The organism is Clostridium felsineum DSM 794, assembly GCF_002006355.2.
GTDB classification, from domain to species: Bacteria; Bacillota; Clostridia; order Clostridiales; family Clostridiaceae; genus Clostridium_S; species Clostridium_S felsineum.
Genome location: NZ_CP096980.1, coordinates 2,616,185 through 2,634,625, shown reverse-complemented (window position 1 = coordinate 2,634,625; position 18,441 = coordinate 2,616,185). Strand labels below are relative to the sequence as shown.

Sequence of the window (18,441 nt, the reverse complement as noted above, 5' to 3'; positions counted from 1 at the left end):
TGATAAATATTTAAGCTAATATTACTTTGATAGGCTTTTCTTTAGATAGATATATGGATTAGAGGGTTTTTGAATAGAATGTACACTTTTAACATTGATTACGGGTATTATAGGCTGACTTGTATTTTCTTTATCAAAATTATTCATAGAGTTAATGGTTCCTTTTATGGTAACCCAATCATTTGCTTTTAACTTATTAAAAGTAGTATTACAAGTAAGGCCTACAACTTCTGCATCAGCAGCACAGCATACTATGAGCATTCTAGCAATTACAAAATGATTTTTAGGAAAAGATGAATCTTTAAAAATAAAACCAGATATTTCTATGTCTTTTCCTTTGTACTTATTTATATTATTTTCTATTTCGCTTGTCATATCTGAAAAATTTTCATCGTTTAACTTGATAGAGTTAGCTTGGGTTTTTAAAACAGGGTTAGTAGTTTCAAGAGAAGTAGTGGTTAGCCCTTTTTTTTCTGCAATGTTAGAATTTAAACCTTGAGGATTTATTAAATAAGCTAGTATAAGAGGAAGAAAGAAAATGGATGAAGCTATCTTTATAGAGTTAGAACTTTTATCAAAAAAGAGCTTCTTTATTTGAAAAATACTCAATATAAAAAAAACTATAAACGCAAAAATTATATAAGCTGTCATTTTAGGGTGTATGAATAAGTAAAGTTTTTTACTTGATATAAGATAGTACATGTAATATGTAAAACCTAAAAGAATAATAAACCATTTGAATTCACTTTTCATTTTAATCTCCTTTTATAACGGAATTTTAAGAAAATTAAAGGATAAACCTATAAGAAAGCATACAAGAATTATTGATAACACTAATTTAAATACAAACTTTAAATTAAAAGTTTCACAAAGCATAAGAGTATTTTTTATATCTATCATTGGTCCGAAAATTAAGAATGCTATAATTGAGCCATTAGTGAACTGATTAACAAAGGTACGAGCTATAAATGCATCGGTTTCAGAACATACACATAATACATAGGCTAAAAGCATCATAACGATAATTGATGATATATTTCCATGGCCTATTGATAATATATATTTTCTCGGAATAAAAGTTTGCATAAGAGCTGAAAGAAAAGCACCCATTATTACAAATCGCCCAACATCTTGAAGTTCTAAGCTTACATGCTCTAATACATGAACTAAGGTTAGCGCTGAAAAATTTTTTTCTGTATGATGAATATGACCGCAGCTACAAGTATGATCGTGGTGGCAGTGTTCATGATTATGTTCATGAATACCATGAGCGTTTTTAGGTGTATAAAGTCTTTCTTTAAATAAAATTTCATGAAGCTTAGCTTGTCTAGTGTTAAATTTGTCCAGTTTGCTTATCATAAAGCCTATTATTACTGCGCTTGTCCATCCAGCAACGGCACGTATAAATGGAGCATAAGGATTGTTTAAAAATGCATAATAGGTTGAAGTAAGAACTACAGGATTTATAATTGGTACAGATAGCATAAATGTTACACCTATAGGAAGAGGAAGACCTTTTTTAAGTAATCTTCTAACTATAGGGATTATAGCACAATCACATACAGGAAATATAAGTCCTACAGTAGCTGCAAACAAAATTCCGAGAACTGTATTTTTGGGTATTATTCTAGCAAGAGTTTCTTCAGATATAAAAACCTGAATTAGAGAAGATAGAAAAACACCTATAATAATGAAAGGTAGAGCCTCTAAAATAATACTTATAAAAATAGTAACAAAGCTTTGGAGTGAAGGATTTTCAAGTAAAAAAGAAAAGGTTTTTCTAATTACTCCAATGTTAGTAGTAAGCATAAATACAATAGGAAAGATTATGCATATAATAAAGGGAAGAAAAATTTCATTATGACGACTATTTTCCAATTTATATCACCACCTATTTATTTAAATAAAAAAGTAAAATCAATAATGTTGATTTTACTTTTGTAATACACTTATAGATATTCTGTTTTGTGTTAGTTTATGAAAAAATTATTTTAAACTAGTGTAAATTGCATCTAGATCAGCTTTCATTGAAGCTAGATAGTCTTTTCCGTCTTCGGCACTTTCTATAGTATATATTTTTTGTGTTTTTGCATTGACTTCTTTTGCCAGGGTGCTAGATACTTTAGGGCTTACCATGTCTTCATAAAAGACAGTTTTTACATTGTTATCCTTGCAGTATTTGGTTAAATCAGCTAATTGTTTTGTGCTAGGCTCGCCATCAGCAAAAACATTTTCTACGCTTTTTTGGTTTAAATTATAATCTCTGCAGAGATATGCGAAGGCAGCGTGTCCTGTTACAAAGTCTTTATTTTTAACTGTTTTGAATTTGTCTACATATTCTTGATTTAAGGAATCTACTTTTTTGCAAAATTCATTATAATTATCATAGTAAAATTTTTTGTTAGTTGGATCTGCCTTTGTAAGAGCATCTCGTATGTTTTTAGATTCTATTTTGGCATCATTTAAGCTAAGCCAAGAATGTGGATCATATTTGCCATGTTCAGCTATTTCGCTAGCATCTGAATTTTTTATAGCTTTTACTCCGTTCGAAGCTTCAACAGAAATCAAATCTTTGTTGTTAACTGACTTTAAAGTTTTATCTACCCAAGTTTCCATACCAAGTCCACTGTATATGAAAATTTTAGAATCATATAAAGTTTTTATATCCTTTGCTTTTGGATCAAAATCGTGGGGTTCTGTACCATTTGGTATTATAGTTACTATGTTTATTTTATTTTTGCCTATGGCATATGTGAGTTCCTTCATCGCATTAAAGGATACAGCAACTTTTAATTTTTTATCATTAGTAGACGAACTATTGCTGCATGAAGCAAGAGATATAACGACAATTAAAGCAGCAATTAAAGAAAGAAATTTTTTAAACACATTATCACTCCTAAAAGGTATTTGCAAATCATTTGCATTAACAACATAATAATATGCTCATATGTAGAATTTGTCAATTATTTTTTAAAAATATATTTTATAAAAATAGTCCTACATGAATTAACAAGTAGGACCTATTTTTACTTTGAATAAAATTCTATTACAGCAACCTCATTAACCCTTACAGGTATTTCTTCTTTATCAGGTATTTTTAATAGCTTTCCGGAAAAATTATCGAGGTCTTTTTCTATATAGGGTAAATTAAAATTTGAAAGATTAATAAAGTTATTTACGAACATTTCATTTTGTCTATGTTTTTCTTTTAGTGATACTATATCTCCGATTTGTACTTCGTAAGAAGGAATATCAAGCTTCTTTCCATTAACCAATATAAGACCGTGATTTACCATTTGCCTTGCTTGACGTATAGAATTAGCGAAACCTATCCTATAAACTATATTATCTAATCTGCATTCTAATATTTTTAGTAAAGAACTTCCACTAGCTTCTTTGTTTTTCATTGCAGCTTTAACATATTTTCTAAATTGTCTTTCAAGAACACCATAGTAGGCCTTTAATTTTTGCTTTTCTATTAAATGTAATCCATAATCAGAAATTTTTTTCTTTCTTTTATTTGAAGTTTCAAATCTTTTCATAGCCTTAGGATGACCATAGATATTTACTCCTAGGCGCCTAGATAACTTGAATCTTGGTTCTCGTATAGTTGCCACTTTATAACTGCCTCCTTAAGATGTTTTCAATAATATTAAATATAGTATTAGCTTAAATCTGTTTTTTATTTATAATTGTTTGAATTCTAAGCTTTTAAAGCTAAACCGGTGCTATTTAGGAATTACAATCATATAAATCATACTAATGAAACAATATACTTAATTTGTTTCTTTATATAAGATAGAAAAAATTACTTATTTAATAAATTTAAGTTGAATCTATTATGGTATAATGTTTACATGTGTTGAAAAATGTAATGTAACGTTTTACATTTTCTTCTAAGTATATTTGGAGGTAATTTCATGGTTGTAGAACCTATAAGAGATAAAAAGAAAATTAAACAAATTTACTATTATTTAAATGGTAAGGATACTAAATATGGAGTCTTATTTAAATTTGGATTAAATACAGGACTTAGAATAAGTGATATACTTCCTGTAAAGGTTAAGGATATTTTTAACTCAAACTATGAATATAAATATTATTTTATACTCAAAGAAAAGAAAACTGGAAAGGTTAAAAAGATTAAATTAAATCCTGCTATAAAAAAGACTATACTCATATTTGTAAAGGAAAAGAAACTAAGTATGAACTCATATTTATTTTATAGTAGAAAAGGAGGTCATTTAGAAAGAGTACAGGCCTATAGAATACTAAAAGAAGCAGCTATTATTTGTGGAGTTGAAAACTTTGGAACTCACAGCCTACGTAAAACTTGGGGGTATTGGACCTATAAAGCATCAAAATACAATATAGGCTTAATTATGGATACCTTTAATCATAGTTCCCAAGCTATAACCCTTAGGTACATAGGAATAAATCAAGAGCAAAAGGATAACTTGTATTCTTTAGTACAGTTTTAGTGAATAATATTGCACGATAGAGGATTATAGGAAAATACCAACATTTTGTGATAAAAAATACTTTTATATATTTTTACTACCATAAGCACAATATATTTCCTTGATTTTTATATTTTTCGTAATAATACATAGTGATGTGAAAAATATTAATAATTTTAATATTTTTTATTAATAAAATATTAAATGTAAAGATATGTTAAAAACTTAACATATCTTTATGAACTTAAGTATAAAGATTTTATTACGATATTAAAAACCAAAGGATAAATTTACAATTAAGAGGTGGTAGTGAATGTCGATAAAAAAGAAGTTTTCAATTGTAATTATAGTTTTAGTTATATTTTCAACAGTTGCTGTAAGTGCAGCAATAAGCATAAACGAGATAAATGCTATAAACAATCAAAGCAAAGGTGAAATGCAGTCAGTAACAGCACAATGTGTTGACAGTATTAATGCGGTTGTAAATAAAGAGCAATCTGTTAATAGTTTGGTAGCAGCTAGAAGTGCAGTTACAAAGTTAGCACTTAAAAGTCCGGATGGTCAAATAACACCAGAAGTAAATGAAAATAATACATGGCTTCAGGATTATGTGAAAAAAGCGGGCAATATATCGCATACATTTGTTTTAGATAGTAATCTTAAAGATATTTCAGATAGTAACACTTCATTTATTGGAAAAAGTTATGCCGATAAGAAGTATGCACAGGATGCTCTTTTAGGAAAAGAAACTATAAGTGATACTACTATATCAAATACAACACATAAACCAATAGTAGTTTTTGCAAGTCCAATAGTTAGTGGTGGAAAAGTTATAGGAGTTGTAGCATCATCAGTAGAGGGTGCTAGTTTTTCAAAGTATTTAAAAAATGTTAAAACCAATAGTTCTCCTTCCAGTTATGCATATATGGTAGATGAAAAAGGAAAAGTATTGTATAACAGAAAAACTCAAGATATAGGAAAGCCTATAGGAAATGGAAAAATGAAGGATGTAATAACTGACTTACTTAAAGGCAATTCTAAAACTTCAGATTTTGTTGAATATGGGGATGCAGGACAGGAAAAGGTTGTATATTACTATCAAATGCCTAATTTGAAGTGGACACTAGTACTTGTATCTTTTAGAGCTGAGATGATGAAATCTGTTAAGAGTGCTATTTACATATCTATTGCAATGACTATCATATTTGGCGTATTAGCATCTATAGTTGGATTATTATTTTCAAAACGCATTACAAACCCTATACTCGATATAGCAAAGCTTGCAGACAAAACAGCCAAATTAGATTTGGTATTAGACAAGAGTTATGATAAATACAGAGGATTTAAGGATGAAGTAGGAGTTATTTTTAAATCAGTACTTGAAATTAGAAGTACATTTAGAGAAATCGTAGGAGAACTTAATACCGTTTCTACTAGCATAAATGGCAATGCAGATAACGTTGAAGACCTTACAAAAGAACTTAAATTTTATGCGGATGAAACTTCTAGTGAAACTGAAAATCTTTCTGCAGGTATGGAAGAAAATTCTGCTACTGTTGAAGAAGTTTCAGCTTCTACAGGAGAAATAAGCAATTCTGTTTCTAATATAGCTGAGAAGGCAGAAGGTGCTGCAGAATTAACAGCTAATACAAATAAAATGTCTATAAAGCTTAAAGACGATTCAATAAATTCTAAGAAATCCACTAATGAAATATACAATAACGTCAAAACAGAACTTGAACAAGCCATTAAAAAATCTGAAGCAGTAAAAGAAATAGATAATTTAGCAAGCGCTATATTACAAATAACAGAACAAACTAATTTACTTGCATTGAATGCTGCTATAGAGGCTGCAAGAGCTGGAGAGGCAGGACGTGGTTTTGCAGTTGTTGCAGAAGAGGTTAGAACTTTAGCAGAACAATCAAGCGATATGGCTAGTAAGATACAAAGTGTAGTAGAAACAGTGAATTCATCTGTTAAAGATTTAAATAGTGAGTCCATAAAATTATTAAAATTTGTAGATGAAAATGTATATAGTGATTATGATAAATTTGTACAATCTGCAGAGGTATATAGTAAAGATGCAGAAAATATTAATGGACTTATGAGTGAATTTAATTCAACCTCAAAACAGTTAAACTCATCTATTGATGGAATTTCTAGGGCTATATCTGAGATTGCAATAGTTGTTAATAATGGAGCTGTTGGAGTTTCTAATATAGCAGAGAAGTCATTAAATATTGTAGAGAAAGTTAAGCTTATTGAAGATAGTGTTGAGAAGAATAAAAATAGTGCTAAGGAACTTCAAGGTTTAGTTAGCAAGTTTAAAATTTAATATATGGAATAAGGGAGAATATGAATTTATGAGAGATAAAGATGTAACACCGGAAAAATTAGCAGAAGCTTTTTCTATAGTAATGCCTTATTTGAGTATCTTTTTCGATAAGGAACTAGCAGTAGGAATAACCGATAGAGAAAAGTATATAGGGGTATTTTCTGATGATAATATGCAAATTAAAGCCAATGAAAATGATAGCATACCACAAGGCGGGGCAGTATATGATGCACTAGTTTCTGGTGAAAAAATCATAAAAAAAGTTCCTAAAGAGGTCTATGGTTTATATTTTAAATCTTACGCTGTTCCAATTAAGGACGACTCTAATAAAGTAAAAGGTGTAGTTGTGGCAGGCAAAAATTTAGAAAAAAGTATAAAGATATATGATTTATCCAAAAAGCTTGCGGAAGCCATTGGACAAATAACTGATGTTATTGGTAATTTAACCTTGGGAGTTCAAGAATTAGTGAAATTAAATGATAGTACTGGAAACCTTGTTAATGGAGCAATTGATACTGCAAAAAATACAGATGATATAATAAATTTTGTTCAAAGTATATCTAAGCAAACCAATTTACTTGGAATTAATGCGGCTATAGAATCCGCAAGAGCAGGCGAAGTTGGAAAAGGATTTAATGTAGTAGCTCAGGAAATAAGAAAATTATCTAATTCTAGCACAGAATCTCTTGGTAAGATAGATTCTGTTTTAAAGGAAATAAGTAAATCTGTTAACAGTATTCATGATGATACAAAAAAGACTAGAGAATTTTTTGAGGAGCAGGTAGCAGCCTTTGAGCAGGTTAATGCTTCTATTCAAGAATTAAATTCTACTTCTCAAATACTTAAAGATTTAGCTGAAAGGGTATAGTTTTAAATTTAAATAAGTTTTCAATAAAAATAGCTGATAACGTATATGTTATTGGCTATTTTTATTGACTTAAAATTAAAAAAAGTATAAAATTACACTATGTGATAATGATAATCATATTCAATAAGGAGGGATTTAATTGAGTGTTTTGCTTATAGGAGGAGATAAACTTGGGAATATTAAAGATAAATTAAAGGAGAGTGGATTTAATAAAATAGAGCATGTTACAGGAAGAAAATCAGGAAATAAGAAAATAAGGATAAACTCTAATTTAGATTTGGTTTTAGTTTTGGTAGATTTTGTAGGACATAATTTTATGGATATAATAAAAAGGGAATCGAAAAAGTCTGGTGTTAGAGTAAAGTTTTCAAAACGTTCCTGGTCATATATAGAGGATGAATTAAAGGATTATATAAAAAAGATAGATGAATAATAGAATTAAAAAAATTTAGATAGGAGTAATTTAAATGAGATATGTTTTGGTCTGTATTATAAAAGGCGAAGCAGCAAAACTGAATGAAAAGTTAGCCTTTGAGGTGAAAAGTAAATTTAATGCTAGGCGATCTAAATTGCCACCTCATTTTACAATAAAGGCGCCTTTTGAAACTAGCGAAGAAAATATATATGAATTAAAAGAGGTGCTTGAAAAATTTCGATGCAGATTTAATGCTGAGAAAATGAGTATAGATGGTTTTTCTAGTTTCAGAAAAGATGTAGTATATATGAAGGTGAATTTATCAAGAGAAGGAAAAGAGGTACATGACCAATTAATAGACGAACTTAAAAGGCTTAAATGGCTTCAGTGGAAAAATAATGAGGGGAAGGATAAAGTTTTTCATTGTACAATAGTAAGTAAAAAAGTAAAAGAACATTTTGATGAGATTTTAACACATGTAAAGAATTATGAATGTAACTATAAGTGCTATTTTGATAACATAAGCTTGTACAAATGGAATGTAAACAAATGGGAGATTGATAAAGAGTATAATTTAACTAAAGTTGAAAAATAACTTCAACTTTAGTTAAATTATTTTATGAGTATTAGGTATTTTTAAAGCTTCGTTTAGTGATTTTCCATTTTTGCTAGAAAACAAGTTTCTTAACGAGTGTATCCAATAAGAATCAATAGAAAGACAAGAAGCAGCTAAAGACATATTTCCTAAAGCCAATGCATCATCAATTTCAGAAGGAACTGCAGATTCATCGCAAGAAGCAATCATTCAGTGCACTAGGAGCAAATATAACTAACTTTAACATTGCATTTGATTTTTCTTCTTCAATTTGTTTGCTTAAAAATTTCCTTATATTTCTTATGTTAAATATTATATTTAAGACTTTGTTAATATTTATTTTTCTTATATCGCATGGTAAAAAATTTACCTTGTTTCTAAGTATTATGCATTTTAATTCTAAGTTTTTTCATTGTATTTTTAAAGCTTAAATGGTACAAATTAATTTTTTATATGGTATAATTTATAATAACAAATATATTTTACATAAGAGGGGGATTAAAGTATGGCATTAATAATGAAAAATAAAAAGAAAATAGCATTGGTTGCACACGACAATAGAAAAAAAGCTTTAATTGATTGGTGTAAGACAAATGTAGCAATTTTAAGTAAGCATGATCTTTGTGGGACAGGCACTACTGCAAAGCTTATATCGGAAGAAACAGGACTTCAGGTTCTACCATATAAAAGTGGTCCTATGGGTGGAGATCAACAAATAGGAGCAGCCATAGTAAATGAGGATATAGATTTTATGATTTTTTTCTGGGATCCACTTACAGCTCAACCTCATGATCCTGATGTAAAGGCACTACTTAGAATTTCTGTTTTATATGATATTGTAGTAGCGATGAACGAATCTACAGCGGATTTTTTAATTAAGTCACCTGCTATGGACGAAGAGCATGAAAGACATATTATAGATTATTATCAGAAAATTAGAGCAAATAATTTTTAATTGTTCTTAATTCTAAAAGCTTAGTTTGAATTAATCTATTTATAAAGCTTTAGGGAAGTGAAAATGTTGAATAGGATAAATAATATATCAATAGTAGGCATGGGAGCAGTTGGTTGTGCCTTTGGAAAAAAGTTGTATGATTTAAACCCTGAAAATTTTAAGGTTATAGTTGATGATAAGAGAAAAGAAAGATATATAAAAAATGGATTTCGTATAAATGGTGTTAAGTACGATTTTAAATATGTATCACCCAGTGATGATTTAGAAAAAGATGATTTGATTATAATTGCTGTAAAGTATAGTCAACTAAAAGAAGCCATGGATCAGATACGAAATTATGTTGGCGAAAATACTATAATACTTTCTTTTCTAAATGGAATTAGTAGCGAGGAAGAGATAGGCAAAGTATACGGTATGGATAAATTACTCCATTCATTTTGTGCAGTTGATGCTGTGAGAAAAGGAAATGAGGTGTATACCTCAGATAAGGGAAAAGTAATATTTGGCCAAAAAGAAAATGAGAATAAGTATGAAAAAATAGAATTAGTTAAAAAATTATTTAATAGTGCTAAAATAAATTATGAAGTACCTGATAATATAGTTTATGCTATGTGGTCCAAATTCATGCTAAATGCTAGCATAAATCCTGTGTCAGCACTGCTTAAAGCAAATTATAGGGTGTTTCAAGAAAATAAATATGCACGAGATATAATGCTTTCAGTCATGATGGAGGTAATTAAGCTATCAGAAAAAATTGGGATTAACTTAAAAATTGAGGAAACTAACAAGTGGTTAAAGGTATTAGATCAATGTGAACCACAAGGAAAAACATCAATGTATCAAGATATATTGATGGGAAGAAAAACCGAAATAGATATGTTATCAGGAGTTGTTTGTAATTTAGGTGAAAAGTATGGAATTGATACTCCTGTTAGTAAGACTCTTTTTAATATGATAAAAGCAATTGAATAATGAAAATCATACCAAACTTATGAATAGCTATAAGTTTGGTATTGTATTAAGGTGTATTAAATGTGCATTAGGAATATTATCCACAATTATTTCATTAGATAAGTTTATCCAGCTTTTGCATTTGTCAAGTATTATTGAATCTGAAGTAACTACATTATCAAGGTTATAAAGAACTATATCTGCATTGGGAACTAAATCGACAGTTACATTGAAGTTTTCCTTTGAAAAATGCTTTAAGATTCTTTCCTTTAGTCTACCAGAATTTGAAACTGGAGAATCTAGTAGAAAATTAATTTCGTATAATCCTAGAGTTTTACAGGTTTTAATTATAGAATTAAGTGCCATATCGGTTTTATCTATGAGTCTATAACTGCCTTGTATTCCGGCGATATCCCTTATTACAGAATCATTTCCTACAATTAAAATTCCCTTAGAAAAGGCAACTTCCAAGGTTATTATTAAATTGAAACCATCTATATGTAATTTTTTATGTGATAAATTTGAAGGAGAGAGTAATTTTGATTTCCGTAGATTAACGCTATATTCAGGAGAAGTTGAACGCCTAAGTGCTTGCCTTTGGCGTAAGGAAAATTGATAGTGATTACCAATTAAATTTATTACGGAATTCATATTATAACCTCTATTTAAAAGCCAAAAAACTTCCTCCTGAGCTTTTTTTAATCTTGAAATTTCTTTTTCGGAGAAAAATCTTTTATCTAAAGGATCTACACCTCTTGTTCCAATTCTTAAATTTTTATTTAAGTCCAATATTTTACCTCCAATAAGTTATTTATATATAAATTATGTTCTATTTTTTTGAAATTTGCAAATAAACCTTTTGTAATATTTATTTTTTATAGTAACAAGTATATAATGAGTTGGTATATTAAAACATTAAGGAGATGAGTCAATGGAAAATAATAATTGTCCATTTTGTAGTAGTAATAACTTTGATATAATATGCGAAAATAAATTGGCTTTTGCAATATTAGATAAAAATCCAGTAAATGAAGGACATACATTAATTATTCCTAAAAGACATTTCCCATTTTTCTTTGAAGCATCAGGGGAGGAAATTACAGCCATGTATAGTCTTTTGCATGAGGCAAAGGGAATTTTAGATATTCAATATGAACCCTCTGGTTACAATATAGGAGTAAATGTTGGATATTATGCAGGACAGACGATAAAGCATATGCATATACATTTAATACCTAGATATAAGGGTGATGTTGATGAGCCTAAAGGTGGAATCATAAATTTTAAGAGAAGTATATAGAATAAAAGCTTTGTCTCAATTTAATTTTGAGACAAAGCTTTTAAGATTTTTTCTTGAACTCTGATTTGCAATTATTACAGGTAACAATTATTTTTCCTTTATGCCTTGGAACTCTGAGTTTTTGAGAGCAATTTGGGCATTTGAAGGTTTTGTAATTTTTAAATGAATAAATATTTTGCTTAACTTTATAAAACTTTTGACGTAATATCAAAGAAAAATCTTCAAAAGACTGAAGTTCACGATATCTTCTATACTTATTTTTAGAAACACTTCTTAAGACAGCTAATATGATTAGAATAAATCCGAAGATAGCAGCGTATCTGCCACTTATTATAAGGAGTAAGCCGATAATAGAAAGATATGTTGAAAATTTATCCCATCCATATGAATCTTTGAAATATTTTGAGTACTTATTCAAGTAAATTCCTCCTTAATAAGTAAAACTATACTAGCTAGTTAGTATTACTACTATTAATATATATAGTATTTTTAACATACCTTATTAATTTATTCAATGAACTGCGTGTAAAAAAACTATGAACTATATATAATGCATACAATACTTACATTGTAATCTATAAAATATTCCTGCATAAGAGGTTCGACCTTAGAATCTTTTATAGATTAGAATGTGTAGTATTGTAGCATTATATAAAAATAGGATAATAAGGTAGTATAATGCGGATAAGAATAAAATATTCCTGCATAAGAGGTTCGACCTTAGAATCTTTTATAGATTAGAATGTGTAGTATTGTAGCATTATATAAAAATAGGATAATAAGGTAGTATAATGCAGATAAGAATAAAATATTCCTGCATAAGAGGTTCGACCTTAGAATCTTTTATAGATTAGAATGTGTAGTATTGTAGCATTATATAAAAATAGGATAATAAGGTAGTATAATGCGGATAAGAATAAAATATTCCTGCATAAGAGGTTCGACCTTAGAATCTTTTATAGATTAGAATGTGTAGTATTGTAGCATTATATAAAAATAGGATAATAAGGTAGTATAATGCGGATAAGAATAAAATATTCCTGCATAAGAGGTTCGACCTTAGAATCTTTTATAGATTAGAATGTGTAGTATTGTAGCATTATATAAAAATAGGATAATAAGGCAGTATAATACGGATAAGAATAAAATATTCCTGCATAAGAGGTTCGACCTTAGAATCTTTTATAGATTAGAATGTGTAATATTGTAGCATTATATAAAAGTGAGATAATAAGGCAATATAATAAGGATAAGAATAAAATATTCCTGTATAAGGAGCTTGGTAGAGTTCTTATACAGGAATTGAAAACTAGTATTTAGTTAGAAGGTATTGCATCTTTGTTTCTGGTTAAAAGATATATAAAATAACCTATTATAAATCCTAAAATAGAAGGTACAATCCATCCAAGCCCCTTTGTGTAAAGTGGTAAAATATCAAATAAATTAGTTATAGACTTTGAATGTATTAGAGTTTGATTTAGAGAATCTAAAATACTAAAAATGGATGTGAACAGCATTACTAGTATATAAACATATTTTGATCCATTAAATAAATTATTCAATAAGAAGCATAGCATAAGTACCATTGCCATAGGATAAATTGCATTTAACACAGGGACAGAGAAAGATAATATGTTTGTTAGTCCTACATTTGCAAATAGCATACTAGAAAAAGCAAAAATAAATGCCCAGGTTCTATATGATATCTTGTTTTTACTTATAATTGAAAAATATTCACTACAAGAAGTTATTAAACCTGTTGCTGTGTTAAGACAAGCAAGGGTAAAAATTAAACCAAGTATTATTATTCCTGATCCACCGAATAAGTGCGAAGCAGCATTTGTTAAGATTTCACCACCATTTTGAGCATTTAAGGAAATAATTCTACTAGAAGCACCAACATATGAAAGCATTGCATAAATTACTATAAGCAAAGCACCAACAATTAGGCCAGCTTTAATGGAATAAGAGATTATAGCTTTTTCTCCTGTAACTTCTAAAGATTTCAAAGCATAAGTTATTACAATTCCAAAGTTAAGAGCTGCAATTGCATCCATTGTTAAATATCCTTCAGAAAAACCTTTAAAAAAAGGAAAAGAAGAGTAGTCTCCTTTGGGAACTCCAAAAGGTCCTATTGGAGTTATTAAGCTTTTTATAAATACAATAAAAATTAAAAGTAAAAGAATAGGTGTTAAAATTTTTCCTAATCTATTTATTAGTTTAGATGGAGTTAAGCTAAGCCAAAAAGCTATTCCAAAATACACTAAGGTATATATAAAAAGAGGGATTGGACTAGAAATTATGCTTTTAGGCAAAAATGGCTGTACTCCCATTGTAAAAGCCAAACTTCCTGTTCTTGGAATACCTAAAAAAGGTCCTATAGATAAATAAATTATTATGGTAAATATTATTGCGAAGGTTGGACTTACATGGCTTGCAAGATTATATAGTCCCTTGGATTTTGATACTATTACTACTGCTAAAATAGGAAGTCCAACGGCAGAAATAATAAAACCACCAAAAGCTATCCATACATATTTTCCAGATACTTGTCCTAAAAAAGGAGGAAAAATTAAATTACCAGCACCAAAAAACATTGAAAAAAGTAATAGCCCTACAAAAAACGTGTTCCTTCTAGATAGTTCTTTCATTGTTATTACGCCTCCTGAAATTAAGTATATATAATGTAATAATACCATTACTGTAAATTAAAACTTATAATGATAGTATTATTACATGTATATTAAGATTTTTGTTATATAATAAAAACCCATCCCCAAAAGGGATGGGTTTTGCTTGCATTACCATCCTATAATTATAGATACAATTTGTGATGTACACTTATTGATGCGTTTTCTTTTTAACGGTAGAAATCTGATAAAGTTTATTTGAATTTAGCTTTATTTTTAAAGAATAATTTTCATTATATAAATAATTCTCTGATTTATATAATTTATAAATTAAGACCCATAGACATTATAACATAAAAAATTCGTTAAGTAAATGAATTAAACTTAATAAAAAATCAATAAATACGTTTTTATTTTGCGAAAAGTGTAAAAATATAATAGTGGATGTAAAAATATAATTTTACGATTAAGTGTATTTAAGTAAGAATATTTTTAAGAAAAAATCTCATTAAGTAAATTAAAGGGATTCATAGATTGTTTAAGCATATAAGCTAAAATTCTACTAGATACTACAAAATTAGAAAACTCATATATTGCAAAATACTTATTTTGATGTATGATATTCTGAGATGTATTTTTGTTAGGATGATGTTTATATGACTTTAGTAAGAAAAGATGTAGTTAAACTTGCAGCTCCAATTTTTGTTGAGCAGTTATTTGTAACTCTTATGGGGATGATAAATACAATGATGGCTGGTCACATAGGAAAAGAAGCCGTTTCAGCTATTGGTATGATTGATTCAATAAACAATATATTTATTGCTTTTTTTTCTGCTTTAGCAGTAGGAGGTACGGTAGTAGTTGCGCAATATATTGGACAAAATAATATAAGGAAGGCAAATGAAACTACTAAACAAGCTCTTTATTCTACTATTATTATAGCTTTTATAATAACAATTATAATGGCTATATTTAGAAAACCACTTTTGGCATTTTTATTTGGAAATGCTGAAGGGCAAGTTATAATGGATGCTAATAGCTATTTTGGAATAACGTTACTTACTTATCCTCTTATAACGGTAGATTTAGTATCTAATGGAATATTAAGAGGTGCAGGAGATACTAAGACTCCTATGAAGATTTCCATATTGATGAATGTACTAAATGTGCTTTTTACAGCTTTGTTTATATGGGGTATAAAATTTAATGGTAAAGTTATAGTAAAAAGTATGGGAATTACAGGTGCTGCATTAGGTATAGCAACAGCTAGAACTATAGGTGCAATAATTATATTAATAGTAATGGTAAGAGGCTCAAGGATAGTTCAACTTAGAAAGTTAACCAAGTTTAAATTTGATAAGATGCTTCTTAAGCCTATATTTGGTATTGGTATACCTGCTAGTGTAGAATCTCTCTTATTCAATGGTGGAAAACTTATTATGCAAATATTTATAGTGGGCATGGGCACAGTGGCTATGGCTTCTAATACTGTAGTGAATTCAATAGGCAATTTCTTGAATATACCAGGAAACTCTTTGGTTATCGCTGCTACTGCTTTGGTTGGACAACACATGGGGAGAGCTGATGACAAAGGTGCAGAAAAATGTCTCTCATATATAACCAAGTTGTCAACTGTTTTGTTAGCAGTAGTTGGTCTGTCGTCTATTGTTTTTTCAAGATACTTACCTGCACTTTATACAGGTGATAGTGCTATTATAAAATTATCATCACAAGTATTAATAGTTAATGCATTGGCAATGGTTATATGGTCTTCGGCATTTACTTTGCCAGCAGGACTTAAAGGAGCAGGAGATGCAAAATATACTATGGTGACTTCAATAATAGGGATGTGGCTTTTTAGAATAGTATTTGGAAACTTTCTTGGAAACACTTTGAAAATTGGACTTCTGGGCATTTTTCTCGGAATGTATACAGATTGGCTTGTTAGAGGAATTTTGTATATAATAAGATTTAAGAGTGGAAAGTGGAAGGATCATATTGTAATTAAGAGAGTAAAAACTTCGGTTAAAATTTAAAATTTATACTAAAATAAAAGATTATATTTGAAATATAATTAATCATAAAACACTGCTTTTTTAAAATTTTAAGCAGTGTTTTATGATTATAAGAGAAGGAGGAAATGAATGAAAGTATTTAAAAAGTTTATAAAATATTATAAACCATATAAATTTCTGTTTTTTACAGATATGTTTTGTGCACTTATAGTTTCTTTAGTTGATTTATCTTTTCCAATAATTTTAAGTTATCTTTCTAAGAACTTTTTTATGAAAAATAGAGAAGTGGTATTAAGAGGGATTATTTATATTGGAATAGGTCTTACAGTTATGTATATAGTGAAATATTTTTGTCAGTACTTCATAGCTTCCTGGGGACATGTTATGGGAGCTAAAATGGAAACTGATATGAGGCAAGATTTATTTTATCATCTTCAAATGCTTCCTTTTTCGTATTACGATGAGAACAATACAGGAGAGATGATGTCTAAACTTGTTTCTGATTTGTTTGATATATCAGAGCTTGCTCATCATGGACCAGAAAATATATTTATTTCAGCACTTAAGATACTTGGATCTTTTGTTATTTTACTTATGATTAATGTAAAGATGACACTTATACTTATTCTAGTAACTGTGTTTATGGTTATTTTTTCAGTAAATAAAAATAGAAAAATGCAAAAAATATTTTTTGATAACAGAAAAAAGATAGCCAGTGTAAATTCTTCAGTTCAGGATAGCCTTGAAGGAATAAGAGTTGTAAAATCTTTTGCAAATGAAGCTGTTGAACAGAAAAAATTTGATGCAAGTAATAATAACTATTTAAAATCAAAAGTTAAATCATACAAGGCAATGGGGCAATTTATAGCTGGTAATTCTCTTTTTCAAGGAATGCTTTACCTTTCAATTATAGTTTCTGGAGCTGTATTCATAAAACAAGGTACACTGAAGATTTCAGATTTAGCAGTATATGCACTTTATATAAATATATTTATCAATCCTATTGATGTACTTATAAATTTTATGGAGCAATTTCAAAAGGGATATGCTGGGTTTAAAAGATTTATTGAAGTTATTGAAACTAAACCTAATATAATTGATAAGCCTAATGCAGAAGAATTGAAAAACGTAAAGGGGAATATAGAGTTTAAAAATGTTTGTTTTAGATATGATGAAACTCATGAAGTAATTCATAATTTCAATATTAAAATAGAAAAGGGCAAAAATGTAGCTTTTGTTGGACCTTCTGGTGGGGGAAAAACTACAATATGTTCTCTTCTTCCTAGATTTTATGATGTTACAGAAGGAGCTATAACAATCGATGGAAAGGATATAAGAGAAGTTACCCTTAATTCGCTTAGAAATGCTATTGGAGTGGTACAACAGGACGTTTATATATTTTCAGGTACTATAAGGGATAATATAGCCTATGGAAAATATGGTGCAACAGAAGAAGAGATAATTGAAGCAGCAAAAGGAGCTAATATACATGATTATATAATGAGTCTTGAGGATGGATATGATACTTTTGTTGGTGAAAGAGGAGTTAAGCTTTCTGGAGGCCAAAAACAAAGAATATCTATAGCGAGAGTATTTTTGAAAAATCCGCCAATACTAATTTTAGATGAAGCAACTTCTGCGCTTGATAATGAAAGCGAAAGGTATATACAGAAGTCGTTAGAAAAGCTTTCCCATGGAAGAACAAGTATTGTTATAGCACATAGGTTAAGTACTATAAGAAATGCAGATGAAATAATTGTTATAAAAGATAGGGGAATAAAGGAAAAGGGAAATCATGAGGAACTTCTTAAAAGAGAAGGAGTTTATTATTACTATTATAACATGCAGTTTGATGGGCTTGAGGCATGAAATTAGAGGCTTTATTTTGCCTTAAAGAATAAACTGAAAATTAATAAG

18 protein-coding genes are annotated in these 18,441 nt (G+C 28.8%); 10 read left to right on the top strand and 8 right to left on the bottom strand.

Annotated features, from left to right (window positions below; genetic code table 11):
* Positions 1 to 21: 21 nt before the first annotated feature.
* From CLFE_RS12525 to rpsD, 4 genes are all read right to left on the bottom strand, one after another.
* Positions 22 to 753: a TIGR03943 family putative permease subunit gene (locus CLFE_RS12525; protein WP_077832966.1), complete on the bottom strand. Its 732-nt coding sequence runs from the start codon at positions 751 to 753 to the stop codon at positions 22 to 24.
* A 12-nt stretch (positions 754 to 765) separates the two neighbouring features.
* A complete protein-coding gene (locus tag CLFE_RS12520; RefSeq protein ID WP_077894080.1) occupies positions 766 to 1,878 on the bottom strand; it encodes a permease in 1,113 nt (370 codons plus the stop codon).
* 108 nt (positions 1,879 to 1,986) lie between these two features.
* Complete coding sequence (locus CLFE_RS12515; protein WP_077894079.1) at positions 1,987 to 2,886, bottom strand: metal ABC transporter substrate-binding protein; 900 nt, start codon at positions 2,884 to 2,886, stop codon at positions 1,987 to 1,989.
* A gap of 140 nt (positions 2,887 to 3,026) precedes the next feature.
* A complete protein-coding gene (rpsD, locus tag CLFE_RS12510) occupies positions 3,027 to 3,617 on the bottom strand; it encodes a 30S ribosomal protein S4 (protein WP_077894078.1) in 591 nt (196 codons plus the stop codon).
* 303 nt (positions 3,618 to 3,920) lie between these two features.
* On the opposite strand from rpsD, the gene CLFE_RS12505 reads away from it, so the two are divergent.
* The 5 genes from CLFE_RS12505 to CLFE_RS12485 all read left to right on the top strand — a co-directional run bounded on the left by CLFE_RS12505 (position 3,921) and on the right by CLFE_RS12485 (position 8,673).
* Positions 3,921 to 4,481, top strand: coding sequence for a tyrosine-type recombinase/integrase (locus tag CLFE_RS12505; RefSeq protein ID WP_077894077.1), 561 nt, complete (start codon positions 3,921 to 3,923; stop codon positions 4,479 to 4,481).
* 292 nt (positions 4,482 to 4,773) lie between these two features.
* A complete protein-coding gene (locus CLFE_RS12500; RefSeq protein WP_077851460.1) occupies positions 4,774 to 6,795 on the top strand; it encodes a methyl-accepting chemotaxis protein in 2,022 nt (673 codons plus the stop codon).
* Positions 6,796 to 6,823: 28 nt separating this feature from the next.
* Entirely contained in the window at positions 6,824 to 7,663 is an 840-nt protein-coding gene (locus CLFE_RS12495) for a methyl-accepting chemotaxis protein (RefSeq protein ID WP_077894076.1), read from the top strand.
* A 139-nt stretch (positions 7,664 to 7,802) separates the two neighbouring features.
* Positions 7,803 to 8,096, top strand: coding sequence for a DUF2325 domain-containing protein (locus tag CLFE_RS12490; protein ID WP_077832959.1), 294 nt, complete (start codon positions 7,803 to 7,805; stop codon positions 8,094 to 8,096).
* Between the two features lie 34 nt (positions 8,097 to 8,130).
* Entirely contained in the window at positions 8,131 to 8,673 is a 543-nt protein-coding gene (locus CLFE_RS12485; RefSeq protein WP_077894075.1) for a 2'-5' RNA ligase family protein, read from the top strand.
* A 12-nt stretch (positions 8,674 to 8,685) separates the two neighbouring features.
* Here CLFE_RS12485 and CLFE_RS12480 read toward each other — a convergent pair whose 3' ends face one another.
* Positions 8,686 to 8,883 carry a nitroreductase family protein gene (locus CLFE_RS12480; RefSeq protein WP_077894074.1) on the bottom strand — a complete coding sequence of 66 codons (198 nt, stop codon included), beginning with the start codon at positions 8,881 to 8,883 and terminating at the stop codon, positions 8,686 to 8,688.
* A 295-nt stretch (positions 8,884 to 9,178) separates the two neighbouring features.
* On the opposite strand from CLFE_RS12480, the gene CLFE_RS12475 reads away from it, so the two are divergent.
* On the top strand, positions 9,179 to 9,628 hold the full coding sequence (locus CLFE_RS12475; protein ID WP_077894073.1) for a methylglyoxal synthase: 450 nt from the start codon (positions 9,179 to 9,181) through the stop codon (positions 9,626 to 9,628).
* A 63-nt stretch (positions 9,629 to 9,691) separates the two neighbouring features.
* Positions 9,692 to 10,600 (top strand): ketopantoate reductase family protein, encoded by a 909-nt coding sequence (locus CLFE_RS12470; protein ID WP_322975634.1) that lies wholly within the window; start codon positions 9,692 to 9,694, stop codon positions 10,598 to 10,600.
* Positions 10,601 to 10,627: 27 nt separating this feature from the next.
* Here CLFE_RS12470 and CLFE_RS12465 read toward each other — a convergent pair whose 3' ends face one another.
* The gene (locus CLFE_RS12465; RefSeq protein ID WP_077894072.1) at positions 10,628 to 11,368 is read right to left on the bottom strand and encodes a DUF434 domain-containing protein; all 741 of its coding nucleotides are present in this window, start codon (positions 11,366 to 11,368) and stop codon (positions 10,628 to 10,630) included.
* Between the two features lie 142 nt (positions 11,369 to 11,510).
* Here CLFE_RS12465 and CLFE_RS12460 point away from each other — a divergent pair, with 142 nt between their 5' ends.
* Entirely contained in the window at positions 11,511 to 11,879 is a 369-nt protein-coding gene (locus CLFE_RS12460) for an HIT family protein (RefSeq protein WP_077851454.1), read from the top strand.
* A 40-nt stretch (positions 11,880 to 11,919) separates the two neighbouring features.
* On the opposite strand, the gene CLFE_RS12455 is transcribed toward CLFE_RS12460, so the two are convergent.
* Together CLFE_RS12455 and brnQ are read right to left on the bottom strand one after the other, a co-directional pair.
* Positions 11,920 to 12,297 (bottom strand): hypothetical protein, encoded by a 378-nt coding sequence (locus tag CLFE_RS12455; protein ID WP_077832954.1) that lies wholly within the window; start codon positions 12,295 to 12,297, stop codon positions 11,920 to 11,922.
* Positions 12,298 to 13,195: 898 nt separating this feature from the next.
* On the bottom strand, positions 13,196 to 14,530 hold the full coding sequence (brnQ, locus tag CLFE_RS12450) for a branched-chain amino acid transport system II carrier protein (RefSeq protein WP_077853173.1): 1,335 nt from the start codon (positions 14,528 to 14,530) through the stop codon (positions 13,196 to 13,198).
* Positions 14,531 to 15,165: 635 nt separating this feature from the next.
* On the opposite strand from brnQ, the gene CLFE_RS12445 reads away from it, so the two are divergent.
* Together CLFE_RS12445 and CLFE_RS12440 are read left to right on the top strand one after the other, a co-directional pair.
* Positions 15,166 to 16,545 carry an MATE family efflux transporter gene (locus tag CLFE_RS12445; RefSeq protein ID WP_077894071.1) on the top strand — a complete coding sequence of 460 codons (1,380 nt, stop codon included), beginning with the start codon at positions 15,166 to 15,168 and terminating at the stop codon, positions 16,543 to 16,545.
* 108 nt (positions 16,546 to 16,653) lie between these two features.
* Positions 16,654 to 18,393, top strand: coding sequence for an ABC transporter ATP-binding protein (locus CLFE_RS12440; RefSeq protein ID WP_077894070.1), 1,740 nt, complete (start codon positions 16,654 to 16,656; stop codon positions 18,391 to 18,393).
* Positions 18,394 to 18,441: the final 48 nt, after the last annotated feature.